The organism is Streptomyces sp. SBT349, assembly GCF_001083795.1.
In the GTDB taxonomy this organism is placed as follows: domain Bacteria; phylum Actinomycetota; class Actinomycetes; order Streptomycetales; family Streptomycetaceae; genus Streptomyces.
This window is the reverse complement of the sequence record NZ_LAVK01000016.1, coordinates 1-26,221: the sequence shown is the minus strand read 5'-3', so window position 1 is coordinate 26,221 and position 26,221 is coordinate 1. Positions and strand designations below refer to the sequence as shown.

General features: G+C 74.9%; 25 protein-coding genes, 1 tRNA gene and 1 pseudogene. 10 read left to right on the top strand and 17 right to left on the bottom strand.

Features of this window, described 5'->3' with window-relative positions; translation table 11 throughout:
* Positions 1–2 precede the first annotated feature (2 nt).
* Complete coding sequence (locus ADY01_RS03745; protein WP_049565330.1) at positions 3–1,223, bottom strand: amino acid ABC transporter substrate-binding protein; 1,221 nt, start codon at positions 1,221–1,223, stop codon at positions 3–5.
* A gap of 152 nt (positions 1,224–1,375) precedes the next feature.
* Here ADY01_RS03745 and ADY01_RS03740 point away from each other — a divergent pair, with 152 nt between their 5' ends.
* Complete coding sequence (locus ADY01_RS03740) at positions 1,376–2,434, top strand: LacI family DNA-binding transcriptional regulator (protein WP_049565328.1); 1,059 nt, start codon at positions 1,376–1,378, stop codon at positions 2,432–2,434.
* Between the two features lie 10 nt (positions 2,435–2,444).
* Entirely contained in the window at positions 2,445–3,101 is a 657-nt protein-coding gene (locus ADY01_RS03735; protein WP_049565327.1) for a class I SAM-dependent DNA methyltransferase, read from the top strand.
* Positions 3,102–3,109: 8 nt separating this feature from the next.
* On the opposite strand, the gene ADY01_RS03730 is transcribed toward ADY01_RS03735, so the two are convergent.
* The 3 genes from ADY01_RS03730 to ADY01_RS03720 all read right to left on the bottom strand — a co-directional run bounded on the left by ADY01_RS03730 (position 3,110) and on the right by ADY01_RS03720 (position 4,327).
* Positions 3,110–3,481 carry a hypothetical protein gene (locus tag ADY01_RS03730; protein ID WP_049565325.1) on the bottom strand — a complete coding sequence of 124 codons (372 nt, stop codon included), beginning with the start codon at positions 3,479–3,481 and terminating at the stop codon, positions 3,110–3,112.
* Positions 3,478–3,690, bottom strand: coding sequence for a hypothetical protein (locus ADY01_RS03725; protein ID WP_049565323.1), 213 nt, complete (start codon positions 3,688–3,690; stop codon positions 3,478–3,480). Before ADY01_RS03725 ends, ADY01_RS03730 begins: the two co-directional genes overlap by 4 nt.
* Before the next feature lie 274 nt (positions 3,691–3,964).
* Positions 3,965–4,327 carry an ArsR/SmtB family transcription factor gene (locus ADY01_RS03720; RefSeq protein ID WP_234320045.1) on the bottom strand — a complete coding sequence of 121 codons (363 nt, stop codon included), beginning with the start codon at positions 4,325–4,327 and terminating at the stop codon, positions 3,965–3,967.
* Between the two features lie 37 nt (positions 4,328–4,364).
* Here ADY01_RS03720 and ADY01_RS03715 point away from each other — a divergent pair, with 37 nt between their 5' ends.
* The 3 genes from ADY01_RS03715 (at position 4,365) to ADY01_RS03705 (ending at position 6,548) form a co-directional block, all read left to right on the top strand.
* On the top strand, positions 4,365–5,168 hold the full coding sequence (locus ADY01_RS03715; protein ID WP_049565318.1) for a methyltransferase domain-containing protein: 804 nt from the start codon (positions 4,365–4,367) through the stop codon (positions 5,166–5,168).
* Between the two features lie 77 nt (positions 5,169–5,245).
* Positions 5,246–6,022: an SAM-dependent methyltransferase gene (locus ADY01_RS03710; protein ID WP_049565316.1), complete on the top strand. Its 777-nt coding sequence runs from the start codon at positions 5,246–5,248 to the stop codon at positions 6,020–6,022.
* 4 nt (positions 6,023–6,026) lie between these two features.
* Positions 6,027–6,548 (top strand): GNAT family N-acetyltransferase, encoded by a 522-nt coding sequence (locus tag ADY01_RS03705; protein ID WP_049565313.1) that lies wholly within the window; start codon positions 6,027–6,029, stop codon positions 6,546–6,548.
* 217 nt (positions 6,549–6,765) lie between these two features.
* Here ADY01_RS03705 and ADY01_RS03700 read toward each other — a convergent pair whose 3' ends face one another.
* Positions 6,766–8,499 (bottom strand): cellulase family glycosylhydrolase, encoded by a 1,734-nt coding sequence (locus ADY01_RS03700; protein ID WP_234320043.1) that lies wholly within the window; start codon positions 8,497–8,499, stop codon positions 6,766–6,768.
* Positions 8,500–8,677: 178 nt separating this feature from the next.
* On the bottom strand, positions 8,678–9,202 hold the full coding sequence (locus tag ADY01_RS03695) for a pectinesterase family protein (protein ID WP_049565311.1): 525 nt from the start codon (positions 9,200–9,202) through the stop codon (positions 8,678–8,680).
* Positions 9,203–9,384: 182 nt separating this feature from the next.
* On the opposite strand from ADY01_RS03695, the gene ADY01_RS03690 reads away from it, so the two are divergent.
* Complete coding sequence (locus ADY01_RS03690) at positions 9,385–11,355, top strand: glycoside hydrolase family 97 protein (protein WP_078899960.1); 1,971 nt, start codon at positions 9,385–9,387, stop codon at positions 11,353–11,355.
* Between the two features lie 162 nt (positions 11,356–11,517).
* On the opposite strand, the gene ADY01_RS03685 is transcribed toward ADY01_RS03690, so the two are convergent.
* The 7 genes from ADY01_RS03685 to selD form a co-directional block, all read right to left on the bottom strand.
* The gene (locus ADY01_RS03685) at positions 11,518–12,033 is read right to left on the bottom strand and encodes a hypothetical protein (protein ID WP_049565309.1); all 516 of its coding nucleotides are present in this window, start codon (positions 12,031–12,033) and stop codon (positions 11,518–11,520) included.
* 63 nt (positions 12,034–12,096) lie between these two features.
* Positions 12,097–12,273: a hypothetical protein gene (locus ADY01_RS39630; protein ID WP_199826153.1), complete on the bottom strand. Its 177-nt coding sequence runs from the start codon at positions 12,271–12,273 to the stop codon at positions 12,097–12,099.
* A complete protein-coding gene (locus ADY01_RS03680; protein WP_049565308.1) occupies positions 12,273–13,205 on the bottom strand; it encodes a peptidoglycan-binding domain-containing protein in 933 nt (310 codons plus the stop codon). Before ADY01_RS03680 ends, ADY01_RS39630 begins: the two co-directional genes overlap by 1 nt.
* On the bottom strand, positions 13,205–13,720 hold the full coding sequence (locus tag ADY01_RS03675; protein WP_049565307.1) for a hypothetical protein: 516 nt from the start codon (positions 13,718–13,720) through the stop codon (positions 13,205–13,207). Before ADY01_RS03675 ends, ADY01_RS03680 begins: the two co-directional genes overlap by 1 nt.
* Positions 13,708–14,271: a MauE/DoxX family redox-associated membrane protein gene (locus ADY01_RS03670; RefSeq protein ID WP_049565301.1), complete on the bottom strand. Its 564-nt coding sequence runs from the start codon at positions 14,269–14,271 to the stop codon at positions 13,708–13,710. The genes ADY01_RS03675 and ADY01_RS03670 overlap by 13 nt, the downstream gene beginning before the upstream one ends.
* 7 nt (positions 14,272–14,278) lie before the next feature.
* Positions 14,279–14,983, bottom strand: a complete 705-nt coding sequence (locus tag ADY01_RS03665) for a hypothetical protein (RefSeq protein WP_049565295.1) — start codon at positions 14,981–14,983, stop codon at positions 14,279–14,281.
* A 90-nt stretch (positions 14,984–15,073) separates the two neighbouring features.
* Positions 15,074–16,081 (bottom strand): selenide, water dikinase SelD, encoded by a 1,008-nt coding sequence (gene selD, locus ADY01_RS03660; protein ID WP_049565294.1) that lies wholly within the window; start codon positions 16,079–16,081, stop codon positions 15,074–15,076.
* Positions 16,082–16,146: 65 nt separating this feature from the next.
* Here selD and ADY01_RS38845 point away from each other — a divergent pair.
* The 4 genes and pseudogenes from ADY01_RS38845 to ADY01_RS03645 all read left to right on the top strand — a co-directional run bounded on the left by ADY01_RS38845 (position 16,147) and on the right by ADY01_RS03645 (position 20,848).
* Positions 16,147–16,239: transfer RNA gene (locus ADY01_RS38845), tRNA-Sec, on the top strand.
* Between the two features lie 14 nt (positions 16,240–16,253).
* Positions 16,254–17,560 (top strand): annotated as a pseudogene (gene selA / locus ADY01_RS03655) (L-seryl-tRNA(Sec) selenium transferase).
* Between the two features lie 38 nt (positions 17,561–17,598).
* Positions 17,599–19,467, top strand: a complete 1,869-nt coding sequence (locus ADY01_RS03650) for a selenocysteine-specific translation elongation factor (RefSeq protein WP_234320042.1) — start codon at positions 17,599–17,601, stop codon at positions 19,465–19,467.
* A gap of 97 nt (positions 19,468–19,564) precedes the next feature.
* The gene (locus ADY01_RS03645) at positions 19,565–20,848 is read left to right on the top strand and encodes an MFS transporter (protein WP_063784105.1); all 1,284 of its coding nucleotides are present in this window, start codon (positions 19,565–19,567) and stop codon (positions 20,846–20,848) included.
* 51 nt (positions 20,849–20,899) lie between these two features.
* Here the strand turns inward: ADY01_RS03645 and ADY01_RS03640 are convergent, their stop codons facing one another.
* From ADY01_RS03640 to ADY01_RS03625, 4 genes are all read right to left on the bottom strand, one after another.
* Positions 20,900–22,324 carry a PhoX family protein gene (locus ADY01_RS03640; RefSeq protein WP_049565293.1) on the bottom strand — a complete coding sequence of 475 codons (1,425 nt, stop codon included), beginning with the start codon at positions 22,322–22,324 and terminating at the stop codon, positions 20,900–20,902.
* A 204-nt stretch (positions 22,325–22,528) separates the two neighbouring features.
* The gene (locus tag ADY01_RS03635) at positions 22,529–23,089 is read right to left on the bottom strand and encodes a hypothetical protein (protein ID WP_159000932.1); all 561 of its coding nucleotides are present in this window, start codon (positions 23,087–23,089) and stop codon (positions 22,529–22,531) included.
* A 287-nt stretch (positions 23,090–23,376) separates the two neighbouring features.
* Entirely contained in the window at positions 23,377–24,489 is a 1,113-nt protein-coding gene (locus ADY01_RS03630) for a glycerophosphodiester phosphodiesterase (RefSeq protein WP_049565288.1), read from the bottom strand.
* A gap of 150 nt (positions 24,490–24,639) precedes the next feature.
* Positions 24,640–26,088, bottom strand: a complete 1,449-nt coding sequence (locus ADY01_RS03625) for an Hsp70 family protein (protein ID WP_234320047.1) — start codon at positions 26,086–26,088, stop codon at positions 24,640–24,642.
* Between the last annotated feature and the right edge of the window lie 133 nt (positions 26,089–26,221).

Sequence of the window (26,221 nt, the reverse complement as noted above, 5' to 3'; positions counted from 1 at the left end):
GCTCACCACTCCGGCTTGGGGTGGAGGAACTCGGCCTCGGCGGCGTCCGCGGGGAGCACGATCCGTATGCCGCCGTCCACGTACTGCTGGATCATGTGGGCGCTCTGCGGGCGGCCCCGGTCGTCCCAGGAGAGCGGCCCGACGACGGTCTCCACCTCGTTCTCCCGCAGCCAGTCGATCAACTGCTGCTGGCATTCGCCCTGTTCGGCGCAGCCCACGGCCTCGACGGCGGCGGCGACGACCTGGCCCGTGGTGAAGGCGTTGGCCTCGTCCTCGGCGGGCGGGTTGCCGTGCGTCTCGGTGTACCGCTCGACGAACTCGACGTTGGAGGGCCAGGGGGCCTCGGGGGTGTAGCCGGTGGGGGCGAGGATGCCCTCGGTCCGCTCGCCGATCGCGGCGGAGAACTCGGGGTTGGTCGGCGCGGTGGAGAACGCCGCCAGCTGCGGCTGGTAGTCGAGCTGCTGGAGCGCGACGATGAGGTTGACGGCGTCCTGGTACTGCGTGCCGCCGATCACGACGTCCGCCCCCGAGTCGCTGATCTTCGCGGCGATGCTGGAGAAGTCGGTGGTGTTGGGCGGGTAGACCTCGTCGACCAGCACGTCGAGACCGGCCTCGGCGAGCTTGTCCCGCAGGCCGTAGGCCGTGCCCTGGGCGAACGGGTCGTCCATCGCCGCGACCGCGACGGTCTGCGGGCGTTCCCCCTCGGGCAGCGAGAGGATGTGCTCGGCAAGGTGGTTGTAGTGGTCGTCAGCGATGGCGGGGGCGGCGTAGAAGAGGTTCTCGAAGCCCTGGTCGAAGACCTCGGCGGCGGCGCCCGCGGGCTCGACGAAGAGCATGCCGTACTCGGAGGCGACGCGGGCGCTGGGCACCACCAGGCGGGTGGAGAACGGGCCGAAGACCAGGTCCACCTGGTCCTGGGCTATCAGCGCCTCGTAGTCCTGGACCACCCGGTCGGCGTTGGACTGGTCGTCGAGGATCTTGAGTTCGACCTCGCGGCCGAGCAGCCCGCCGTCGGCGTTGACGCTCTCGGCCCACGCCTCGTAGCCGCGCTGCACGCCCTTGCCCGGCTCGGAGAAGTCACCGGTGAGGGGGAGGGAGACGCCGATGGTGATGGTGTCGTCCGAGCCCCCGCCGCCGGAGTCGCCCGAGCAGGCGGTGAGGAGGAGGACGCATGCGGAAAGCGTGGCCGCGAGGCCCACCGCGGGCCGGTTCCACTGGGGCATGAGGTGACTCTCCCTGCTTCTTCGCCCATGGGACCTCATGGGCAGGCCGCTGCTGCCACGTTGAGTGAGTAAGCGCTTTCGCAAGCGCTTGCGGTACCGTACGGGCAACTCAGCAGCGTGGCAATGGTCACAACGAAAGACGGTGGTTCTCGATGGCCCGAGGCGTCCGCGGGGAGGGGACCGCGGGGCGCGCGGGTGCGCCGCGGCTGCTCGATGTGGCGGAGCGGGCCGGGGTCTCCCTCGCCACCGCGTCGCGCTCGCTGCGCGGCAGGGACGGCGTCTCGCCCGAGGTCGCCGCCCAGGTCCGCGCCGTCGCCGCCGAGATGGGCTATGTCGCCAACCCGCACGCCAGCACCCTCGCCGGCGGGGTGACCCAGGTGGCGGGGCTCGTCGTCTACGAGATCGGCGACCCGTACTTCTCGGAGATCGCCAGCGGTGCCGTCCGGGTCGCCGCGGAGAACGGCTGGACCGTCCAGATCAGCCACACGGCGCGCGAACCCCGCGCGGAACTGGCCCAGATCAGGCTGCTGCGCGCCCACCGGGTGGGCGCGATCGTGATGGCGGGCTCCGGGTATGTCGACCGGGCCGACGAGGAGGGCGCCGGGCGCGCCCTGCTCGACTACCAGAGCTCGGGAGGGCGGGTCGCCGTCATCGGGCGGCACCACCTGCGCTGCGACGCGGTCCTGCCCGACAACCGGGCGGGCGGCGCGACCCTCGCGGAGCATCTGCTCGCGCTCGGGCACCGGCGCATCGCCATCGCCGCGGGTCCGGCGCGTCTGACCACCATCCACGACAGGCTCGACGGCATCCACCAGGCCCTCGCCGAACGGGGGTTGGACCCGGGCGCGGTGCCCGTGGAGCCCGGCGCGTTCACCCGCGAGGGCGGCCGGGACAGCACGGAGCGCATCCTGCGCGACCACCCGGGGACCACCGCGATCATCGCGCTCAACGACGCCATGGCCACCGGCGTTCTCTCGGTCCTGCGGGAACGCGGCATCCCCGTGCCGGGGCGGGTCTCGGTGGCCGGGTTCGACGACATCCAGGTCGCGCAGGACCTCTCCCCCGCGCTGACCACGGTCGCCCTGCCCATGGCCGACATGGGGGCGGCGGCCCTGGAGATGGTCCTGCGCCCGCGGTCCGCGCGCCCCCGCCGCAAGACCACGGGTCACCGGCTCAGGGTGCGTGACTCCACGGGCCCGGTCCCGGCGTAGGGTTCCGGGCGTGACCGAGCCCTCCTATCTGCGCGACACCCGCGCCTCCTACGACACCGTCGCCGCCGACTACGCCAGGCTCGTGCCCGCCGCGTTCGCCCGCGACGCCTGGGGGCGCGCGATGCTGGCAGCCTTCGCCGAGCTGGTGTGGGAGGCCGGCGACGGCCCGGTCGCCGACGTGGGGAGCGGTCCCGGACATGTGACGGCGCATCTGCGCGCGCTGGGCCTGGACGCGTTCGGCGTGGAGCTGTCCCCGGGCATGGTCGCCGTGGCCCGTCGGGACCACCCGGGCCTGCGGTTCGACGTCGGGTCGATGACGGATCTCGACCTGGCGGACGGCGAACTCGGCGGCATCGTCGCCTGGTACTCCGTCATCCACCTGCCGCCCGAGGTGCTGCCCGCGGTGTTCGACGAGTTCGCGCGGGTGCTGGCCCCCGGGGGCCATCTGCTGCTCGGCTTCCACGTCGGCGACGAACGACGGCACAAGGACGAGGGATACGGCGGCCACGCGATGTCGCTCGACGTCTACCTGCTGCCGCCCGACCGCCTCGCCGAACTGGCCACCCGCGCCGGGCTCGTCCCGCACGCCCGCCTGCTCATCGAGCCGGCCGTCCCCGGCGGGACCCCGGGCGCCTGCCTCCTGCTCCACAAGCGGGACGCGGCCTGAGCCTGAGCTCAGTTGCTCCAGCTGCGCAGGATGGCTGCGACGGAGGCTGCGGTCGATTCGGGGCGTTTGAGTTCGGTCGCGAGGGCGGTGACGCCGTTCTGGGTGAGTTTGGCGTCGATGCCGGTGGCGGTGAGGTAGCCGTGGGCGACCGCGACGGCGACCCGGAGGTTGGAGCGTTCGAGCCATTGCAGCCTGCCCAGGGTGTGGGCCAGTGCCGCGGCGCGGGCGTAGGCGCCGTGGTAGATGTCCTGTCCGGCCAGGACGGCCTGGTGCCGCTCCACGGCCGCGACCGGCACGCCGTAGTCGTCCGGCGCGGGGTCGTCCTGTCCGGCGCGGCGCGCGACCTCGAGGATCCAGGTCAGGTCGATGTGGAGGGTCACGCAGTGGCCTCGATCTCGTCGATCAGGTCGCCGTAGGTGTCCAGGACTTCCTGGGCACCGGCCAGGAAGGTGTCGCGGAGCTTCTCGTTGTCCGCCCGGATCAGCCGCTCCACGTACTCGTTGACCGGCAGATGCCGTGTCTCGGCGGCCTGGCGGGCCATCTCGGCGGTGGCCTCTTCGAGCCGGAGGTTCACTTGTGTCTTCGCCATACCGGGAAGCTATCACCTGATAGCACAGCCGGGTAGCAGGTGATAGCAGCCCTTGAGGAGCCGGTCACACGGAGCCGCGGAGGTGGTCGCGGTGGCGAAGCTTCCGGTCACCCCGTGAGGCGTTGCTTCCGTCGTCGGACGACGAGGAGGTGGCGCTCCTTGCGGCCGACCTCGACGAGGGTGGTGTCGTTGCCCAGGGGCCGTCACGGGGAGCGGCCCTCGACGCGGTCGCACACGATCAGCACCGAGGAGACCGGGGCGGGGTGCCGGGCCCTCATGGGGCTGCCGACGGCGTCGCGTCCTTGGTGGCCAGCACGGCCGCGAGCCGCTCCAGGGCGGCGGGGAGCGCCCAGTAGTACACCCAGGTCCCGCGGCGTTCGCAGTCGATGAGCCCCGCCTGCCGCAACTGCTTCAGGTGGTGGGAGATCGTCGGCTGGGACAGTTCGAACGCCGGAGTCAGCTCGCACACGCACACCTCCCCGCCCGCGCGGGAGGCGATCATCGACAGGAGCCGCAGCCGCACCGGATCGCCCAGCGCCTTGAACACCTTCGCCAGATCCGCCGCCCGGCCCTCGTCCAGCGGCCCGGCGGCCAGCCGGGAGCAGCACCCGCCCGCGCCGCCGTCCTCGCCGAGCACCCAACGAACGTCGATACAACGGAGAGGGAGGCAGCCCATGACCGCGGAACAGAGCACCGGGCATAGCGCCGAGGGGGCCGACGGGCACAACGGCCTGCGGGAGGCCGTGCGCGAGCGCTACGCCGCCGCGGCCCTGAAGGTCTCCGTCGAGGGCGGGAGCCCCTGTTGCGACCCGGAGGCCACCGAACGCGACGAGCGCTTCGGCTCCACGCGCTACACCTCGGGCGAGCGCGACACCCTCCCCGCCGAGGCCGTCGCCGAACTCAGGGCGGGCGAGAGGGTGCTGGACCTGGGTTCGGGCGGCGGCATCGACGTGCTGCTCTCCGCCCGCCGCGTGGGCCCGACCGGCAGGGTCTACGGCCTGGACATGACCGAGGAGATGCTCGCCCTCGCCCTGGCCAACAAGGCGAAGGCGGGCGCGGACAACGCCGAGTTCCTCAAGGGCGCCATCGAGGCCATCCCGCTGCCCGCGAACTCCGTCGACGTCGTCATCTCCAACTGCGTCATCAACCTCTCCACCGACAAACCCGCCGTCTTCGCCGAGACCTTCCGCGTCCTGACCCCCGGCGGCCGGATCGGCGTCTCCGACGTCGTCGCCGATGACACGCTCACCCCCGCGCAGCGTGCCGAACGGGGCGACCACGTCGGCTGCATCGCGGGCGCCTTGTCGTTCGCCGAGTACCGGAGGGGCCTTCAGGCCGCGGGGTTCACCGAGGTGAGCATCACCCCGACCCACCAGGTCGCCGACCGCATGCACTCCGCCCTCGTCCGCGCCACCAAGCCTGTCGCCGAGCCCACCGCCCAGCCCTCCGCCGAAGCGGGCGTCGCCGCGGCGCCCTGACCGCTCCTCCGGACCATTCGTCCGAGAAGGCTACGCTTCGGGTGACCCGAACGACGCGGCCGACGGAGGCTCGGCGGATGGACATCGACAGCTCGACGGCGCACGCGGCCCGGGTATGGAACTTCTGGCTCGGCGGCACGGAGTGGTACGGCGCGGACAAGGAGGCGGGCGAGCAGATCACCCGCACCTGTCCCGGCATCGTGCGGACGGCCCGTTGCCAGAGGATGTTCCTCGCCCGCGCCGTCCGCTTCCTCGCGGGCGAGGCGGGGATACACCAGTTCCTCGACCTGGGCTCGGGCCTGCCCACGGTGGACAACACCCACGAGGTGGCCCAGCGCGTGGCGCCCGAGTGCCGCGTCGTCTACGTCGACAACGACCCGCTGGTCCTGGCGCACGCCCGCGCGCTGCTCACCAGCACCCCCCGGGGCAGGACCGCGTACATCGACGCGGATGTGCGCGCCCCGGAGGACATCCTCGAACAGGTCGCCCGGATCCTGGACTTCACCGAGCCCGTCGCCGTGACCATGCTGGGCATCCTCGGGCACATCCCCGATGAGGACCGGCCGGGCGACATCGTGCGCCGCGTCCTCGACCCACTGCCGCGCGGCAGCCATCTGGCGGTGAGCGACGGCACCGACACCAGCGCCACGCTCAACGCCGCCACCACCGGCTACAACGCCCGCCTGGCGGGCGGCTACACGCTGCGCCGCCCCGAGGAGGTCGCCGGGTTCTTCGAGGGCCTGGCCCTTCTCCCTCCGGGGGTGGTCACCGTCGACCGCTGGCGGCCAAAGTCCCCGCCCCCCGGAGTGGAGCGCCCGGTGGACGCCGTCTGCGGACTCGCCGTCAAGCCGTGACGGCATGGTGAGCCTGCGGGTCCTCACGGGGGACGACTGGCCGCTGTGGCGCGAGGCCCGCCTCGCCGCGCTGGCCGACGCGCCGCACGCGTTCAAGGCCCGGCTCGGTGACTGGCCGCGCGGCGGGGAGGAGCGCTGGCGCGCCCGCCTGACGCTGCCCGGCGCGCACAACGTCGTCGCCCTGCGGGACGGCCGCCCCGCAGGAATGGCCGGCGGCGTCCCCGGCCAGGGCGGCGCGGTCGAGCTGAGGTCCCTGTGGGTCGGCCCGGGGGCGCGCGGCCAGGGCGTCGGGGACCGGCTGATCGGCGAGGTCGAGGCGTGGGCCCTGCGGTCGGGCGCCACCACGCTGAGGCTGGCGGTGCTCCCGGACAACGCCCCCGCCGCCGCCCTCTACCGCCGCCACGGCTTCGTCCCCACCGGCGGACTCGGGGACCTGCTGCCCGACGGCGTGAGCAGGGAACGGCTGATGGCCAAGCCGCTCGGCCGACCGCCGGACCGCGAGACGGACCACGCAAGAGGACGGTGACGTGCGCGCACGGGGCATCAACTACGACACCGGATTCCTGCCCGGAGAGGGCATCTCCCGCAGGACCTTCACCACCGAGGCGGTCCGGGACGAGATGGCCGTCATCGCCGGTGGCGCCGATCAGGCGAACCGCCCACCCGGCAGGGGCCGCCGGGCCGAACGGGCCCCGGGCGAGGGGCGTCGCGAGGCGTCCGCCCGCGGCGCCCCCCGCGGTGACTCAGCCGGTGACGGCCGTGCCGGTGACGGTGGTGCCGGACCTGGTGAGCGTGTAGGTGACCCGTTCGCCGCTCCAGAAGTGGAACGTCAGCGTCACCGTGGAGTTGTCGGTGACCTCGGCGAAGAAGGCCGAGGGCAACGTGATGGCGCCGGTCGCGTAGTCCGGCGAGAAGGCGGCGCCGAACTCCTTGTAGGACGTCCAGTTGTGCGGGCCGGCGTTGGTGCCGTCGGCGTACACCGCCTCCATGGTGGCCAGTCGGTCGCCGTGGAAGGCGGCCGGGATCACCAGGGAGCTCGTCGTGCCGGCGGCGCTCTCCAGCACCGGGGTGTCGTGGACGAGGACGTCCACGTCCCACGGGACTCCCCCGGAGAACCGCAGGGAGAGCTCGGCGTTGACGCCGTACTGCTGGCCCGCGGTCAGGCCGGCCAGGGTGGCGGCGGCGAACGTGAGCTGGTCACCGCTGACGGTGTAGTCGCTGCCGAGGACCAGGGGCCGCGAGCCGTGCACGACCGAGTCCAGGCGGTGGCCGGCGAGGTCCAGCGTGATCGTCGCGTCCGAGGGGGCCTGGGCCCTGCGGACGAAGATCTGGTCGGTGGAGGCGGTGGCCGAGTCCGTGGTCCAGCTGGAGCTCATCTGCCGGTAGAGGCTCGGGTCGTTCCACTGGAGCGTGGTGCGGTTGAAGTGCTGGCCGTTGTCCCACAGCATCGTGGTGAGCTGCCGGTCACGGGCGTAGGCGCCGAGGAACTCGAAGAACTTCAGCTTCTCGCCCTGCTGGATGGTGTCGGTGCTGCGGTCGAAGCCCAGCAGCCCGTACTCCCCGACGAGCACGGGGATGCCCTCGGCCACGAACGCCGCGTGGACGCGGTCGAAGGTGTCCGTCAGGTCCTGCCGGGTCGCCGCGTCGAAGCGGGTGGTGCCCGCGACGTTCACGCTGAACGGCCAGTAGCCGTAGAAGTGGACGGTGGCCACGAGGTTGGGGTCGTCCAGCGCGGTGAAGGTGTCGACCAGCTCGTCCACCCGGGCCTGCTCGGGCGAGGAGTGCAGGCTCGGCAGGACCAGCAGCCGGGTCGCGTTGCCGCCCCCGGAGCCGCGCACCAGCGAGTGGAAGGTGCCGTTGAGCTCGTGCATGAGCTCGGCGTTCTGGGCGTCGCCCGAACTTCCCTCGAAGGTCGGCTCGTTGATGCTCTCGAAGAGCAGCTCGGGAGGCGCGTCGCGGAAGGTCCCGGCGATCTGTTCCCAGGTCGCGGTGTACCGGGCCAGCACGGCGTCGTGCTGGGTGGGCAGGTTCATGACCCACTGCCACGAGTCGTGGTGCACGTTGATCAGGACGTGGAGGTCCTCGGCCAGCGCCCAGTTCACGACCTCCTCGACACGGGCCAGATACGCCGGGTCGATCGTGTACGAGGGGGCGGCTCCCTGGTGCTGGCCCCAGGTCACCGGGATGCGGATGCTCTCGAAGCCCTGGTCCTTGACGCCGCGCAGCAGTTCGCGGGTGACGCGCGGGTTCCCCCAGGAGGTCTCGTCGGCGCCGGTGGAGTCGAAGGTGTTGCCCAGGTTCCAGCCGGGCTGCATCGCCGCGACCGTGGACATCGCGGAGGCCGCCCCGGGCGGCGGCCCCGACCCCCCGGCCGTACCGGCGTCGGCGGCATCGGCCGCATGGGCGGCGGGCGGTATGACCACCAGGCCGAGGAACACCACCAGGGCGGTGAGCAAGCGTCGTGAACGGCTCTTCACGGTCGTCCCTTCCGTTCGAGTCGGGGAACGGCGCACCCGGCGACGGACCGCTCGCCGTGCCCGTTCCGGCCATCCGATGGGAGCGCTCCCAGCGAGCGTGGGGCCGATGCTAACTGTCGAATGCCGTTCGCATAAGGGATCGCGCGGCGACGTCCGGCGGCCCGCCTTCCCTCGTCTCTCAACGGTCGGGCCGCAGGGTCACGCGGCGCAGCCTCAGTCCCTCGCCGGTGGCGTGGAGGGCGACCGCGGGCCCCTCCCCCGCGAAGGTGTTCTCCACGGTCAGATCGGCCAGCGTGACCCGGTCCGCCGGCACGGACAGCGTCGCGCTGCCCTCCGCGCCGTGGGCTCCTCCGTAGAACTTCTCCTGCTCGACGCCCAGGTCATAGGTGAGAACGGTGTCCCCCGGATCGCCCGACACGCCCCGGATGGTGACGCCGGAGGCGGTCGGCCAGACGTGGACGAGCTCACGGTAGACGCCGGGCGCCACCTCGATGGTCACCGGGCCCCTCCCGCCGGCGGCGGCAACGGCGCCGAGCGCGGCGCGGACGCTCGCGAAGTCGCCGTCCCCGTCCAGGGAGACGGCGAGGGTGCGCCTCGGCCGCCCGGGGGCGCGGCGCACCGGGCCGGCGTGGCGTCCGACGATCCCCGGCACGGAGCGGGCCGGATTGGCGCGGTAGGCGTAGTGGGGGACGTTCCTGCTCACTGGCGCACCTGGTCTCGAAATTTCGAATCGCCCCGCTCGCCCTCCTCGCCCCCGCGCGCGCCCGGACCCTTGACAGGTCCACCGGACAAGAATTCACTCAACCCGACTTGAAGCAACAGGTCGCTGCAACATGTCAGTGCAAAACGGTCCCTTTCGCTCGCACCGCATGTGAAGGAGCCCTTGTGCCCCTCCTCAGCCCGCTGGGACGGCGGCTGGTCGGCATCACGCTGACCGCGCTGACTGTTCTGGTCTCCCCCTGGCTCCCCGCGACATCCGCCGCCGCGCCCCCGGCCGCCGGCGGCTCCTGGACGGTCGCGGCGCCGCCCGGTCCCGCCCAGCCGCCGCCGTCCGCCCCGTCGGCGGAGGTCGAACACGATCCGGGGACCGGCGCGTTGACCCTCACCGTGCGCCGGGGCGATCAGGTCGTCCTCGGCGACTCACCGGTCGGCCTGCGCACGCGCGACGCCGACCTGACCCGGAACCTGGAGTTCCTCGGCCGCGAGGACCGGCACGTCACCGAGACCTACACGATGACCACCGGCAAGCGGCGCCACGTGCAAGCGCCCATGAACGAGTCCACGTTCGCCTTCCGTGGCGACGGCGGCACCCGCATCGACCTCGTGGTCCGCGCCGCCCACGACGGCGTCGCCTTCCGCTACGCGCTGCCGGACTCGGCCGGCGCCGTCGTCACCGGCGAGGCCACCGGCTACCAGCTGCCCGCCGCCGCGCCCGCCTGGCTGCTGCCGCACACCCCCGAGTACGAGGAGGTGCGCCGGGAGACGACCGCGGGGGACGCCGCGGCCGGCGAGTACGGCTACCCGGCGCTCTTCGAGGTCGGCGACAGCCATGTGCTGCTCACCGAGTCCGGCATGAGCTCCGCCTACCCCGGCGGCAGGCTGAGCACCACCGGCGGCTCCGGCGCGTACTCGGTCGTCCTCGCCGAGAGCGAGGTCGTCTCCGCGGGCGACCTCACCACCCCCTGGCGCACCGCGATCGTCGGCGACCTGGCCACGGTGACCGAGTCCACGCTCGTCAGCGACCTCGCGCCGCCCGCGCGGTTCACCGACACCTCCTGGGTGCGGCCCGGCACGGTGTCCTGGTCCTGGCTGGTCGAGCACGACAGCCCGCGCGACCTCGAACGGCAGAAGGACTTCGTCGACTACGCCGCCCAGCACGGCTGGGAGTACACGCTCGTCGACGAGGGCTGGGACCGCGCGTGGGTGCCGGAGCTGGTGCGGTACGCGCGCGAGCGCGGCGTGGACCTCCTGCTGTGGTTCCGCTGGTGGGAGGTCGACACCCCGGAGGAGATGGAGACGGTCTTCGGCGAGCTCGGCGACTGGGGCGTGAAGGGCGTGAAGATCGACTTCATGAACCAGGGCGAGGGCGAGCCCGAGGGCGTCGGCCGCCACGCCTGGTACGAGGACGTGCTCGCCGCGACCGCCGAGCACCGGCTGGTGGTCAACTTCCACGGGGCGACCGTTCCGAAGGGCCTCCAGCGCACCTGGCCGCACCTGATGACGTACGAGGCGGTGCGGGGCCACGAGTTCTACACCTTCGACCAGCCGCTCACGCCCGCCTACAACACGATGCTGCCCTTCACCCGCAACGTCGTCGGCTCGGCCGATGTGACCCCGGCGACGTTCTCGGTGGCCGGCCGGACCCACACCGACGCGCACGAGCTGGCGCTGCCCGTGGTCCACGAGTCCGGGCTCCAGCACCCGGCGGACAGCCCGGAGAGCTATGCGCGGCTGCCGGAGGCGGAGCGTGTGCTCGACCAGCTGCCCACCGTCTGGGACGACACCCGCTATCTCGGCGGCCGGCCGGGACAGGACGCGGTGCTGGGGCGCCTCGCCGGTGAGCGGTGGTTCGTGGGCGGCATCCACGCGGGCCCGGCGGGTGCGGTGGAGGTCGACCTGGGCAGGCTCGGCGGCGGCGAGGACCTCCTCGTCGAGCTCGTGACCGACGGCCCGGACGGCCTGCGCCGCGAGGCGCTGCGGGCCCGGGCCGACGAGACGCTGCGGGTGCCGGTCGAGGAGAACGGCGGGTTCGTGGCGCTGGTCTGCCCCGCGGAGGACGGGCGCGAGACCTGCGACCGGCCGGTCCGTGCCACGCCCGCGACGCCGTCCGCCGGCCCGGGGGCGGGGTCCGGCTGAGCGGGCCGCCCGCCGCGGGCGGCGAACGGCCGGGCTTCGGCCCGGCCGGGCCGGGCCCGGCACCGGCAGCTCCGCGTGAGGGCGGTGACCCGTCTCGTCCGCGACGGCCGCCCGCCCCCGGCGGATCCCTGCCGGGGGCGGGCCGGCGCGTCGCTATCCGCCCTATCCGTGCAGCGCGAGCGCCGTCAGGGCCCCGGCCACCACCGTTCCGCCCCCGATCGCGAGCAGCGGCAGCCGGTCGAGCAGCCGGTCGTCCCACTCCTCGCCCGCGCCGGAGGCGAGCCGCAGCGCGGGGGTGGCCGCCCGGCCCAGCGCGAAGCCGACGCCGGCCAGCAGTGCCGCGCCCGCGTCGTTGGCGAGCAGCACGCCCACGGCGACGACGTACGGGAGGCTCGCCGACACGTAGGTCCGCACCCCGGTGCCCAGCTCGAAGCCGAACTGGAGGGCGCCGCGCACCAGATCACGTTGCAGGACGTCCTGCGGCACCTGACGCGCGTTCTGCGGCAGCCGCAGCCTGACCAGGCCCGCGTCCCGCGCCACGCCCGTCAGCGCGACCGCGACGGCGGCGAACGCCCGCCCGCTCCCGGGCAGCGGCGCGACGAGGCCCGAGGCGAGCCACAGGGCCGAGGCCGACAGGGCGCCGCCGAGCAGCAGTCCCGCCGTGAAGATCCCGAGCACGGTGGTCTGCCGATGAACCGCCCGCCAACCTGGCGAGGCAAGCGCGTGCGCGCTGTTGCGCGTTCAAACGGAGCCGGAGAGCGAGTAGCCGGCGAGTCCGCCGATGACCGCCCAGGTCAGCACGGAGGCGTACCAGGAGGCGGCGACGGCCCCGCAGACCAGCGCGAGCACCGGCACCGCCGGGTCCGTCAGCCGGCCGCGCCACGCCGGGCGGGCGGCCCCCGCCTCGACGCCGCCCACTACGCCGTGCCGGTCAGCGCGCGCCAGGTCTGCTGGCCGACGACCGCGTCCGCGGTGAGCCCGCCGGCCCGCTGGAAGGTCCGCGTGGCCTCGGCGGTGAGCGCGCCGAAGGCGCCGTCGACGGTGAGCTGGTGGCCGTGCTTGACGAGCTGCCGCTGCGCCGCGCTCACCGCCTCGCCGTCGTCGCCCTGGCGGACCGTGACGACCAGCCGGGGCCAGGTCGCCGGGTCGGCGACGCCGGTCGCGCCGAGCCCGGCGGACTCCTGGAACGCCGTGACGGCCGCCTCGGTGGCCGGCCCGAACACCCCGTCCGGGTCCGTGGCGAACCCGTGGTGGGAGACCAGGTGCTGCACCGCGTACACGTCGGGCCCCCGGGCGCCGGACCGCACGGTGGGCCAGGTGACGGCGCCCTCACAGCCGCAGTCGGTGGTCCAGCGGCAGATCGAACGCACCCAGCCGGAGCCGGAGTTGAGGTACCCGTCGTGGCAGCGTCGTTCGATGCCGCAGCCGCAGGCGCCGCACGCGCCGCTGAAGCGCCACAGCCAGCCGTCGTAGGAGCCCGAATAGCACTGGTTGGGCCGCAGCGTCCAGGTGACGCCGTCGTTGCGGTGGAAGCCCGCGTTCGCGCCGCTCGTCTCGCAGGCGGCGGCGTACACCGTGCTCGGCCCGCAGCCGGGCGAGCAGTCGTGGTCGGAGGCGTAGGAGGGGCACTCCCCGGTCCAGATGTCGTATCCGTCCGCGTACGCCTCGCGGGCCGCCGCGAAGACCCCGAGCGCGGTGAAGCCGACGGCCGTCGCGGACTGGAGGACGGTGCGGCGGCTGGGAACGAACCGTGGCAGGCCCTCCGCCCTCGGCCGCCGGGCGGGTCGGTGGGCGGGTCGGTGGGCGCCGTCGGCGCGGCGCAGCAGGGGGACCTCGTCGAGGCTGGTCATCACGCGCTCCTCGGCTGGCTGGGATACGGGGCGGCGAGCAGCTCACGCAGGGCGGCCGGGGAGCCGAGCGGTTCGGAGCGCACCACGCGGCCCGTCGCGCCGACGACGACGGCGAACGGGGTGGCGATCGCGTCGTAGGCGGTGAAGAGGTCGGGCCGGTGGTCGGTGACCGGCACCGTGGCCGCAGTGGGGGTGGGGGCGGCGCCGGCGTAGACCGCCCGCACCTGGGGGCCGTCCGCCGACCGGTGCGCGCCGGCCCGGTCGGCCTCGGCCAGCACGTCGGCGCAGGTGCGGCACTCGGCGCTGAGGAAGAGCAGCAGCGTGTCGCGCCCCTCCGCGAGCAGGTCCCCGGCGTGCGGGGCCGGGCTTCCGGGGGTGACGCCGAGGTGGCGGGGAGAGCGCGCCACCCCGCCCCGGGAGAGCTGGTGGACCTGCCGCACCAGGCCGGACACCACCAGGGCGAGCAGGGCGATGGCGACCCAGGAGACGAGCAGGGCACTGGTCACGAAGTCCACGGCTGGTGGCCTCCTTTCACGGGTCCGGCCTGCTGTGCCATGGCCGTCGGCAGCACCCACAGCAGGGCGGCGAAGGTCAGCGCGGCGAGCGCCGCGGTGGTCGCCTCGGCGGCGCCCTCCGGCGGTGTCCCCGGCCCGGTCGCCACCAGGGCACCGCCGAGCGCCAGCAGGGCGAACGCCCAGGCCCGGCCGACGACCCAGCCACTCAGCGGCACCTCGGCGCGCGAACAGCCGCAGGGGCCGCCGCGCCCGGTGGCGAGGGTGTGGCGCGTGTAGAGCGCGTAGCAGGTGAACAGGGCGGCGGCGGCGGCCAGGACGACGGTGAGGCCGAGGCGGTGACGGCCGAGCAGGGCCGCCGTTCCGGCGGCGCCGAGCAGGCCCTCGGCCAGGGTGACGGCGCCGGCGGCGAGCGGCACGGCGCGGGCCGGCAGCACCCGGTGGGCGGCGAGCGCGGCGGGGAGCGCCGCGGGCCGGGACAGGTGCGCGGCGCAGCCGGCGAGGAGGACGAGCAGCACCACGCCGGTGGTGACGGCGCCGAGGAGGGTCGTCACCCGCGCCTCACCCCGCGGTCCGCAGGTCGAGCCCGTCGATGAGGCCGGGCACCCGGTCGACGTCGGTGTCGGCCAGCGGCACGATGGTGGCCCACACCTCGGCGCCGGAGACCACGAAGAACGGGCGGCCGTCGGAGAGGCTGTCGCGGAACAGTTCTCCGGCGGCGACCGAGGCACCCTGCCAGGGCGGCAGTTGGGCCGCGTGCTCCCGGGTCCGCCGGGACATCTCGACCAGGCCGAGCCCCGGCACCTCCTTGACCACGGTGGCGGGCCGCGCCCACCGGGTGCCCGCGGCGTTGTCGGGCGTCAGGGTGAGGCCGTCCTGGTGCTCGGCGAGGCCCAGGGTGCGCAGCAGCAGCAGCACGTCGGTGAGCGCGGCGCGGTAGAGCCGCGTGATCAGGCTGAACCGCCGCCCCTGCCAGACCACCAGGGTCGGATTCTCCACCTGCTGGGCCCGCTGGTCGTACTCGCTGGTGGTGGCGGTCTTCAGCGTGCCGCCCTGGAAGGCGAGTTCGGTGTCGAAGCCGGTGATCCCGAGCGAGGCGGCGACCGCGTCGGCGAGGCCGAGGGGGCCGGAGGTGAACTCGTGGAGGCGGCCGTCGGCGACGATCTCGACGACCGAGGTGGCCGACCGCGTCAGGTCGAGGGCGCCGCCGAGGTGGTACGCGACGCCGTCCAGCGCGCGGTGCTCGACGACTGCGGATGGCGCCACGGCGTTCCTCCCGAGAGCCTTGTCCCACGTCGACTGTGCTTAACGGTCGTTCACCCTAGCGGCTCATCATGTCGATGTACAGTCAAGCGTTCAGACGCGCACCACCACCGGCGCCGCGCCCCGCGGCAGCACCTCGCCTATCACCGGGTGCCCCGGGATCTCCCCGGCCAGCAGCAGCCCGCCCGAGGTCTGCGCGTCGGCCAGCAGCAGCCGTTCCGCCTCGGGGGCGGCGCCGAAGTCCACGTGCGGCTCGACCCAGGCGAGGTTCCTGCGGGTGCCGCCGCTGACGAACCCGTCCGCCACGGCCCGCCGGGCGTCCGCGAGGAACGGCACCGCGGACGCGTCGATCGCCACCGTCACCCCCGAGGCGCGGGCCAGCTTGTACGCGTGCCCGAGCAGGCCGAAGCCCGTCACGTCGGTGCCCGCCCGGATGCCCGCCGCGACCGCCTCCCGCGACGCGTCCCGGTTGAGCGCCGCCATCACCGCCACCGCCTCGGGGAAGACGGTGCCGGTCGCCTTGTGCCGGGCGTTCAGCACCCCGCTGCCCAGCGGCTTGGTGAGCGTCACCGCGCGCTCGGGCGCCGCCGCGTCCAGCCGCAGCATCCGGTCGGGGTGGACGATCCCGACCACCGACATGCCGTACTTCGGCTCGGGATCGGTGACGCTGTGCCCGCCCGACACCTGGCAGCCCGCGGCGTGGGCCACGTCCCGCCCGCCGCGGAGCACCTCCGCCGCCATCTCCATCGGCAGCGTCCCCCGCGGCCACGCCAGCAGGTTGACCGCCGCCCAGGGCGTCCCGCCCATCGCGTACACGTCGGAGAGCGCGTTGGCCGCCGCGATCCGCCCCCAGTCGTAGGGGTCGTCCACCACCGGCGTGAAGAAGTCGGCCGTGGTGACGATCGCCCGCTCGGCGTCCAGGCGCACCACGGCGGCGTCGTCCCCTCCCCCGTCGAGACCCACCAGCAGCTCGGCCGCCGGTTCCACCGGCGGACGCACCGGAGAGGCCAACGCGGCCACGAGGTCGTCGAGTTCGCCGGGTGGGATCTTGCAGGCGCAGCCACCACCACCGGCGAGCTGGGTCAGGCGCGGCACGGTCACGCACCGGAACCTAGCCCGGAAGGGCCGCTTGGTACAGAGGGGTTAACGGATCTAGACTCCGCGCCGGAGGCGGGCGGGTGCCTGGTGGCCCTCACGGTCTTCAACACCGATGCGGTCGGGGATCCCGGCCGGGTGGGTTCGATTCCCATACGCCTCCGTGGGGGACCAGCCGATGACGGACGCCAGACGACGCGTTCCGCGCACCGACGCGCTGCTGGCCGACCCCCGACTCGTCGCCGCGGCCGAGCGGTTGGGCCGCGACCTGGTCCGCCGGGCCGTCGCCGACGCCCAGGAGCGGGTGCGGCGCGGCGCGTTGGCGCCGGAGCGGGCCGCCGACGCGACGGTGGCCGCCCTGCCCCCGACCGCCGCCTCGCTGCTGCCCGTCCTCAACGCCACCGGAGTGGTGATCCACACCAACCTCGGCCGGGCGCCGCTCTCCGAGGCGGCCCGCGAGGCGCTCCTGGCCGCCTCGGGGCCCACCGACGTCGAGTTCGACCTGGCCACCGGGCGGCGGGCCCGCCGGGGCACGGGCGCCCTGTCCGCCCTCGCCGAGGCCGTGCCCGGGGCCGAGGCGGTCCACCTCACCAACAACAACGCCGCCGCCCTCGTCCTCGCCGCGACCGCCCTCGCCCGGGGCCGCGAGATCGTCCTCAGCCGCGGCGAGATGGTGGAGATCGGCGACGGGTTCCGCATCCCCGACCTGCTCCAGAGCACCGGGGCCCGGCTCCGGGAGGTCGGCACCACCAACCGCACCCACCTGGCCGACTACCGGGCCGCGATCGGGCCCGAGACCGGCTTCGTCCTCAAGATCCACCCGTCCAACTTCACCACCACCGGCTTCGTCTCCTCCGTCTCCGTCGCGCGCCTGGCCACCCTGGACGTGCCCGTGGTCCACGACATCGGCTCCGGCCTGCTGCGGCCCCACCCCGCGCTGCCCGGCGAGCCCGACGCCGCGACCTCGCTGGCCGAGGGCGCCGCCCTCGTCACCGCCAGCGCCGACAAGCTGCTCGGCGGCCCCCAGGCGGGACTCCTCCTCGGCCGCCGCGACCTGGTCACCCGGCTCGCCACCCACCCGCTGGCCCGCGCCCTCCGCGTCGACAAGCTCACCCTCGCGGCGCTGGAGGCCACCCTCCGGGGACCCGACACCCCCGTCCACCGCGCCCCCCCGGCCCGCTCCGCGGACCCGCCGGCCGCGCCGCCCGCCTCGCCGACGCGTTGCGCGCCCGGGGCGTCGACGCCCTGCCGCTGCCCACCGAGGCCCGGGTCGGCGGGGGTGGCGCGCCGGACGTGGTGCTCCCCGGCGCCGGCGTCGCGCTGCCCGCCGCCCTCGCCGCGCCGCTGCGCGCCGGACGCCCCGCCCTCGTCGGCCGGCTCCACGAGGACCGGCTGCTGCTCGACCTGCGCACCGTGCCCGAGGAGGACGACGGCGTCCTGCTCGCCGCCGTCCTCGCCGCTCACGCCGGGGTGCCGGCGCCCTGACCCGGCAGCCGACCCGCCCGACGCTCAGGAGAGGTGCCGTGACAGGGACCGAGACCTACGTGGTCGCCACCGCGGGACACGTCGACCACGGCAAGTCCACGCTGGTGCGGGCGCTCACCGGAACCGACCCCGACCGGCTCGCCGAGGAGCGGCGGCGCGGCCTGACGCTGGACCTCGGCTTCGTGTGGACCACCGCGCCCAGCGGGCGAAGCCTCGCCTTCGTCGACGTGCCGGGCCACCACCGGTACCTGGCCACCACCTTCGCCGGCGTCGCCACCGCCCCGGCCGTGCTGCTCGTGGTCTCCGCCGACGAGGGGTGGCGCGCCCAGACCGAGGAACACCTCACCGCCCTCGACGCGTTCGGGGTCCGCACCGGGCTGCTGGTCGTGACCCGGGCCGACCTCGCCGAGCTGGCCGCCGCCCTCGGCGAGGCGCGGGCGCGGACCGCCGGCACCGGCCTCGCGAACGCCCCGGCCGTGGCCGTGAGCGCCCGCACCGGGGAAGGGCTCGACGTCCTCAGGCACCGGCTCGACGCGCTGGCGGCAGCCCACCCCCCGCCGGACGCCGGTGCCCCCGTGCGCCTCTGGCTCGACCGGGCGTTCACCGTCGCCGGCGCCGGCACCGTCGTCACCGGCACGCTCACCGCGGGCACCCTCGCCGTGGGGGACGTGCTGGAGCTGGCCCCGGCCGGCATCCCCGCCGCCGTACGCGACCTCCAGTCCCTCGGGCGACGCGTCCCCCGCGTGACCGGGCCCGCCCGTGTCGCGGTGAACCTCCGCCGCATCCCCGCCACCGAGGTACGCAGGGGCCACGCCCTGGTCACCCCAGGACGCTGGTGGCGGACCTCCACCGTGGACGTCCGCCTCGACCGCCGGCCCGCGCCGTCCCAGGGCCCGCCCCGGCCGGACCCGCGTCTCCCCGCCGAACCGCTGATCCACTGCGGCACGGCCGCCACCAGCGCCCGGCTGCGCCCGCTCGGCCCGGACGCCGCCCGCCTCGCCCTCCGGACGCCCCTCGACCTGCACGTCGGGGACCGGCTGCTGGTGCGCGACCCCGGCTCGCGGCTGCTGCTGGGCGCCACCGTGCTGGACGTCGCCCCGCCCGCGCTGAACGGCAGGGGCGCCGCGGCGGCGCGGGCCCGCCACCTCGCCGCCATCGCCCACCCCGCCGACGCCGCCGCCCGGCTCCGTGCCACCGGGCTCGCCCACCGCGCCGACCTCACCGCGATGGGCTTCCCGCCGGGCGGCTCCCCCGTACCCGGCGCGCTGACCGCCGGCCCCTACCTGATCGACGCCGAGCACGCGGCCCGGCTGCGCGCCGCGCTCCACGACGAGGTCGACGGGCACGCCGCCGCCCACCCCGCCGACCCCGGCCTGCCGTTCACCCGGGCCCGGCGCCGCCTCGGTCTGCCCGACGCCCTTCCGCTGACCGCGCTCACGGGAAAGGACCTCACGGGAAAGGACCTGACGGGAAAGGAGCTGAACGGGCGGGAGCTGGTGGCGGTGGACGGCAGGGTCTACCGCGGGCCGGACGCGGAACGGCTGCCCGCGCCGGTGGCCGCCGCCCTCGACCGGCTGCTCGCCGACCTGCGCGAGTCCCCGTTCCGCGCCCCGACCCGGCGGCGGCTCGACGACCTCGGCCTGACCGCCGAGGCCCTCGCCCTGCTGGTGCGGCGCGGGCGGCTGGAGCGGATCGGGACGCTCCACCTCGGCGCGGGCGCGACCGCGCGTGCCGCCGCCCTGCTCCGCGCGCTGCCCGAGCCGTTCACGGTGGGCGAGTGCGCCCGCGCGCTGGCCACCAGCCGCCGGGTGGCGCTTCCGCTGCTGGAGGCGCTCGACGCCGCGGGCACCACCCGGCGGGACGAGGACGGCCGGCGCACCCTCGCCCCGCGGCCGAAATGGAGTTGAGGGCCGCCGGCGCCCGTGTTAGACACGACGGCTGGTCATCGGGCTGATCATCGGACTGGTCATCGGGCGGTCGAGGGGGACGAGGGCGGTGCATCGCGTGGCACGGGCGGCGGCGGACGACGGCACGGGGCGAGGCGGCGGGCGCGGCTGGCCACTCCTGGCCGCGGTGGCGGTCGACTCCCTGGGCACGGGCCTGTACCTCCCGCTGTCGCTGCTGTACTTCCTCAGGGCCACCGACCTGGACCTGGCGACGATCGGTGTGCTCATCAGCGTGACCACCGCGCTGACGCTGCCGGTGCCGATACTCGTCGGGCGGCTGGTCGACCGGCTCGGGCCGCGGCTGGTGGTCGCCGGCGGCCAAGCGCTGCAAGGTCTCGGCTTCCTGCTCTACCTGACGGTCTCCGGGGCGGGGTCGCTGGTGGCCGCCGTCCTGGTGACGACGGTGGGCATGCGGGTCTACTGGTCCTCGGTGTTCACGCTCATCGCCGACCAGGCGGACGCCGAGGGGGCCCTCGCCAAGGACGACTGGTTCGCGCGGACCGGGATGATCCGGGAAACGGGCGCCGGCGCCGGGGCGCTGCTCGCGGGAGCGCTGCTCGGCCTCGACTCCGCGCGCGTCTACGACGGCCTGATTCTCGGCAGCGCCCTGGCCTACCTGGTCGCCGCGCTGGTGGTCGTCCTGGCGGTGCCGTCCGCCCCGCACGCCCCGCCACCGGCCGAGGGCCCCTCCGGCCACCGCGCGCTGCTGCGGGACCGGCCCTACCTCGCGCTGATCGGAACGTGCACGATCTTCGCCCTGTGCAGCTCGTTCCTCGCCCTGTCGCTGCCCGTCTACGTCGTCCAGGGCCTGTCGGGACCGGACTGGGTGCCCGGCCCGCTCCTGGCCCTGAACACCCTGCTGCTGGCCACCTGTACGGCCGCCCTCACCCGCTTCGTCCGCCGCCGCTGCACCCGCGCCCGCGCCATGGCGTGGGCCGGCGGGCTCTGGGCGCTGTGGTGCGCCGCGTCCGCGGCGGCGGCGCTGCTGCCCTCCGGGGCGCTGGTGCCGTTCCTGGTGGCGGTGGTGGTCTGCTACACCGCCGCGGAGATGATCTACGGGCCCGCGTCGAACGCGCTCGCCGCGGACGCGGCACCGGCCGGGTCGCGGGGCACCTACCTGGCGGCGTTCCAGTACTCCTTCGCCGGTGCGAACATCCTCGCGCCCAGCCTGTTCGGTCTGCTCTTCAGCCAGAACCGCCTGCTGCCCTGGCTCGCCGTGGGCCTCCTCGCCGCGCTGGGCGCGGCGCTGATGCCGCGCCTGGAGCGCCGGCTGCCCCCGGAGCGCCGGGCTGCGGAGCGCGTGGGCGGCCCCCGGGGCGCCGTGCCGGAAGGCGCGGCCTGACCGGGCCGCGGACGGGCGCGCGATGACCGCCCGCCCGTCCGGGGCGCGGGCTTACAGGGAGCCCCTGCGCCAGGGGCCGGTGATGGCGAAGGTGATGCCGGGGCTCTGCGCGTTGGCGAAGAGCCAGTTGCCGTTCCTCGGCTCGAAGGTCGAACCGCACCACTCGGAGCCCGAGTAGTCGCCGGGGGCGACCGACTTGCCGGGGACGCCGCCCTCGGGGATCACGATCTGGTTGAGGGCGAAGGGGAAGATCTCCCCGTCGGTGGTCAGGCCGTGCACGTACTCGCCCTCACTGCCGTCCTCGCACAGCACGATGCCGCCGCGCGGGCTGACGCAGATGTTGTCGGGGTTGTTGAGCACCGAGGCGTCGGGCGAGGCGAAGAGCACCTCCATGCGCTCCGCGCGCGGGTCGTAGGCGAAGACCTGGCCCTGCCCGGTGGGGCCTCCGCTGGTGGAGACGACATAGACCCGCTCGTTGCCCCACCAGGCGCCCTCCAGGCGGGTGAACACCGCGCCGCCGAGCGCGGCGCCCTGCTCGGCCGGACGCGTCTCGCCCGGCGCGTAGTCGGGGTTCGGGATCGTGACCCACGAGGTCCGGTACTCGACTCCGGTGCCGTCGGTGTAGGTCGAGTACGACCCGCCCTCCGGCGTCTCGATGACCATCATCTGCAACTCACCGCCGGCGGCGAGGTGGCCGCGCCTGCGCGGGAGGTAGCGGTAGAGACCGGAGGGGGTGGCGTCCTCGGTCAGGTACACGATCCCGGTCCGCGGATCCACCGCGACGGCCTCGTGGCTGAAGCGCCCCATCTCCGTGAGCGGGGCCGGGTCGCCCTCGCCGTCGAAGGGCACCTCGAAGACATACCCGTGCCGGGTCCCGTCCGGGCCGATCTCGGTCGTCTCCTCGCAGGTCAGCCAGGTGCCCCAGGGGGTCGGGCCGCCCGCGCAGTTGCGGATGGTGCCGGACAGGCTGGCGCGCGACTCCAGGAACGCGCCGCGGTCCGGGTCGAAGACCAGGTTCGTGGTGCCGCCGCCGGCCGCGGGGTTGTAGGCGGGCTCGGTGAACGCGCCGTCGTAGTCGCCGCGTTCGTGATTGCGGACGAGCGCGATCTTGCCGTCGCGGCGGTGGAACGCGGCCATGCCGTCGTGCGCGCTCGGGGTCGGCGTGCCGTCGGACATGAGGTCGCCGGTCCAGCCGTAGCTGAGGTACTCGAAGCCCCGGGGAAGTCGGAGCAGTTCCAGTCCCGTGGTCTCGTCCCTGACCGGGTACAGCGGACCGTAGTCGGGGCTGGCGGCACGTTTCGCCATGGGGGCCGCGCCGGCCGTCCGGGCGCTCAGCGCCTGGAGCGGCCCGGCCGCGGCGAGCGCGGCGGCGGTGGTGATGCCGCCCCTGAGGAAGCCCCGGCGCGCGGAGCCCCGGCGGGTCGTCTCGTCAGAGCCCTGGTCGGAGCCCTGGTCGGGGTCGAAGGTGTCGGTCACGAGTGGCCCTCTCCTGTCGTCCTGTCCGAAGAATGTTCGGCTGGAGGAGGCTAGTTCGACGGCCGTCGACGTGTGTGGAACGTGTGCGGAAGCCCTGGTGAACAAACGAACGCCCCGCCCCGGAGGGCCGAAGCGGCGGCGCGGCATGCCGTGCGGCGCGCCGTCTCCGGCCCCGGCGGTGTCGGCCCCCGGCCCCGGCGGCGGTCAGCCGGTCGCGGGCTCGCCCCGCCGCCGGAGGGACCGTTGCCGCCCGCCGGACGGCACGTCGGCCCTGCCGTCCGGCGGGCCGTCCGCCCCGGCGTGCGGGCTTCCGCCCGCGCGGGCGGCGAGCTCCTCCGCCAGGGACCGCGCGTCGTGGGTGAAGCCGGTGACCGGCAGCGAGCCGCCGCGGCGGAGCGCGACGCGGGCGATCACGTCGCGGCCCGTCAGCCATCGCAGCGCGCGGCCCCGGCCGCTGATCCGGACGGCCTCGATGTCCCGCCAGGGGAGGGCCGTGGCCGTGCCCCGGCGGCGGTGGACCGCGCCGCGCTCCCGGATCATGAACACCTCGCCGCCCAGCCGCCGGTGGTCCACGGCCAGGGCGGTCCCTCGGACCAGCCCGGCCAGGCCCACCACCAGCAGGAGCCCGCCGACGTAGCCGGGGAGCCCGGCGGCGACCGCCCCCACGGCGATCGCCGCGGCGAGCACCCCGGGGACCAGCGCCCGCAGGGCCGCCCTGCCCCGTCGCCGGTTGTCGGTCCGGTGCTTGGCCAGCATTCTGCCCAAGGCCCTTTCGGTAGCGGAGGCCAATGCCCTCACCTCGCGTCTCTTCGTTCTCCGTCTGCCAGAGGAATCTGCGGGGACAGAAGTAGATTTCAGGCAGGACTCCGCCCCGTGTCAACCACTCGGCGAGGCCGGATCGGACGCGCCGGTGCGCTGCCGCCGTCCTCCACGGCGATCGAGCGCCGCGGCCCACACGCTGCCCACCGCGTCTGAGAGCGCCCTGTGCCCGGCATGAGAATCTCCTCAGAACCGGCCCGTGCCCGACGGTGGACCCTCGCGGGCGCGGTGGGTCAGTGGCGGCGCGGGCGGTACTGCTTCGGGAGCGTGAGGCCGCGCTCCTGCATGACGGTGCGCAGCCGGTCGGGGTAGTCGGTGATGATGCCGTCGACGCCGTCGTCGATGAGCTTGTTCATCGTCGCCACGTCGTCCACGGTCCACGGGATCACCCGCAGGCCGGCGGCGTGCGCCTCGTCCACCATCGCCTCGGTGACGTAGGGCACGTAGCCCGGCTGACCCACCTGGCCGTCCTGCGGGGCGCCGTGCACGGGCGAGATCGCGTCCGCGCCGAACGAGGCGGCGGCGTCGACGAGGCTGCCGCCGAAGTCGTCGATGTCGATGCCGCCCAGCCAGGGGGACGCGCCGGGCATGCCGACCTGGAGGAACTGCTGCCCGTTGGTCAACGCGACGATCGGCAGCCGCGGTTCGACCTCGCGCATGCGCATCAGCGCGCCCCAGTCGAAGCTCTGGACGGAGACCTGGTCGATCATGCGGGCCCGGCGGACCTCCCGCGCCACGACCTGGACGAACTGCTCCCTGGGAGCCGTCTCGTGCGGGGCGCCGGCCTCGACCTTGGTCTCGATGTTCAGCTGGACGCCGTGCGCCCGGTACCGCTCGACCAGGTCGAACACCTCGGTCAGCAGCGGCATCCGCGCGCCGGGGCTCGGCCGCTGCTCCGGGAACTGCGGCAGGGTCTGCGAGCCGCAGTCCAGGGTGCGCACCTGGGCGAGGGTCAGGTCGACGATGTACGAGCCGACGTACGGGTACTCCGGGTCACCGGCGAACGCGGGCCCGGTGTCGCGGCACTTGGTCCCGGCGATCTGGCGGTCGTGGGTCACCACCGCCCGCCCGTCCTCGGTGATCTGCACGTCGAGTTCGAGGGTGGTGACGCCGAGTTTCAGGGCGTTGGAGAACGAGGCGATCGTGGATTCCACGCGCAGTCCGAGGCCGCCGCGGTGGGCCTGGAGATCGAAGGGGCGGGAACCGTGTCCGTGGCCGCCGGCGGCGGACGCGGGCGCCGCGACGGCCAGCGCCGCCACCGAGGCGGCGGCGAGCGCGGTCGCCAGGAACGCGCGCGGGCGGGAGCGCGGGCGGGGAGTGCGGATGCTTCTGAGGTGGCCCAGCATGGGTGCTGCCCTCCGTCGGGATCGGGAGTCGCGTATCCGCACGAATATGTGAGCCGTCAGGGGACGGGGACTGTCCGGGCCGCGCTCTTCAGGTGATGCGCGGATGACGTTTCCGTCACGCGCTCCCCGCGCGGGGCCCCGGCGGGCGCCTCACCCGCGGGGAACGCCGGACCAGCGCCGGCGGATCGCGTCGCCGATGGTGCGGTCCGAGACGGTGAGGGCGGTGATCCGGCCGGTGGCGAGGTCGCGAGCGGACGCGTGGACGGTCCTGTTCGAGGCGACGTCGATTGTCACCTCGGCCCTGCTCGGGCCGGGGCGGGCGGGGAGTTCGAGGACGGCCAGGAGGTCGTTGCGGGCGGGCGACGGCGCGTTCCCCTCGTACACCCCCACGGCGGCGGGTGTCCGGCCGCCGGGGAGGTCGACGGTCACGGTGCGCCGCCTCGGGATGGTGGTGCCGCGCGGGATCACCGGGGTCAGGTGCCCGGCGTCGTCCGTCGCCACCGCGAGCATGGCGGGGGTCACCTCCATCAGCAGCGCGTCGCGCTGGTGCCCCGTCAGGCCGGCCGCCTGGATGGCGGCCCCCGCGGCGACGGAGTGGGGATCGGCGGTGCGCAGCCGCGGCCGGCGGCCGCGGTACCGCTCGACGAGCAGCTCGTGCAGGGCGGGGAGGCGCGCCGCCTCCCCCGCGAGCAGGACCTCCCGCACGCTCGACGGGCCGTATGCCGAGGCCCGCTCGGGCACTACCCCGGCGAAGACGCCGTCGAGGGCCGCGGCACACCGCCGGGCCAGATCGCGGGTGAGGGCCGCGAGCTCGGAGCGGGACACGGTGGCCTCCAGGTCCACGAGCCCGCCGCCCGCCGCGCGGGCCAGGCTCGGCACGCGGATCTCGGTCTCCTGGGCGGTCGACAGCGCGATCTTGGCCCGCTCGGCCGCCTCGGCGACCCGCCGCCGGGCCACCGGATCTTCGCGCAGGCGCACTCCGTGGGTGTCCTCGAACGCGTCGCAGAGGTGCTCGGCCAGCCGTCGGTCCCACGCGAGGCCGCCGAGCGCGCCGTCGCCCCCGGTCGCCAGGATCTCGCACACGCCGTCGCCGATCTCGGCCAGCGACAGCCCCAGGCTTCCGCCGCCCAGGTCGAGGACCACGACGGTCCCGTCGATGTCCCGTGGCGGGGAGGAGGCGTGGGCCAGCGCGGTCGCCGCGGTGTCGCCGATCAGGCGGCTCACCTCCAGACCGGCCCGTTCCGCCGCCTCCGCCACCGCGCACCGTCCGGCGAGGCCCGCGTGGGAGGGCGAGGCCAGGACGGCCGCACGGGGCCGCTCCCCCAACTCCCGTTCGGCGTCGTCCAGCAGGGACCCGATGACGGCCGCCGCCAGGTCCACCGGATCGTGCCGCACCCCCGCGTGCTCGAAGGGCCACCGCGCCGCCAGCCGGGCCGGGATGTCCTCCGCCACGGCGGCGGGGGCCAGAACAGCGCGCTCCCTGGCGGCCCGCCCCACCAGCCGCCGCCCGTCCTCCGTGAAGGCGACGGCGCTGGGCGTCCGCGCGCTGCCCGCGCGGTTCGGGATCGGCCGCGCCCTGCGGGTCGACGTGTCGAACACGGCGATCGACGCCCCCCACGTCCCCAGGTCGATCCCCACCGCCGCACCGGTACCCTGCGCGTGATCGTCATGTCACCGGGCTTCTGCGTCCTGACGGACAGCATGACGTACCGCTTCACGCGGGGCTGACGGC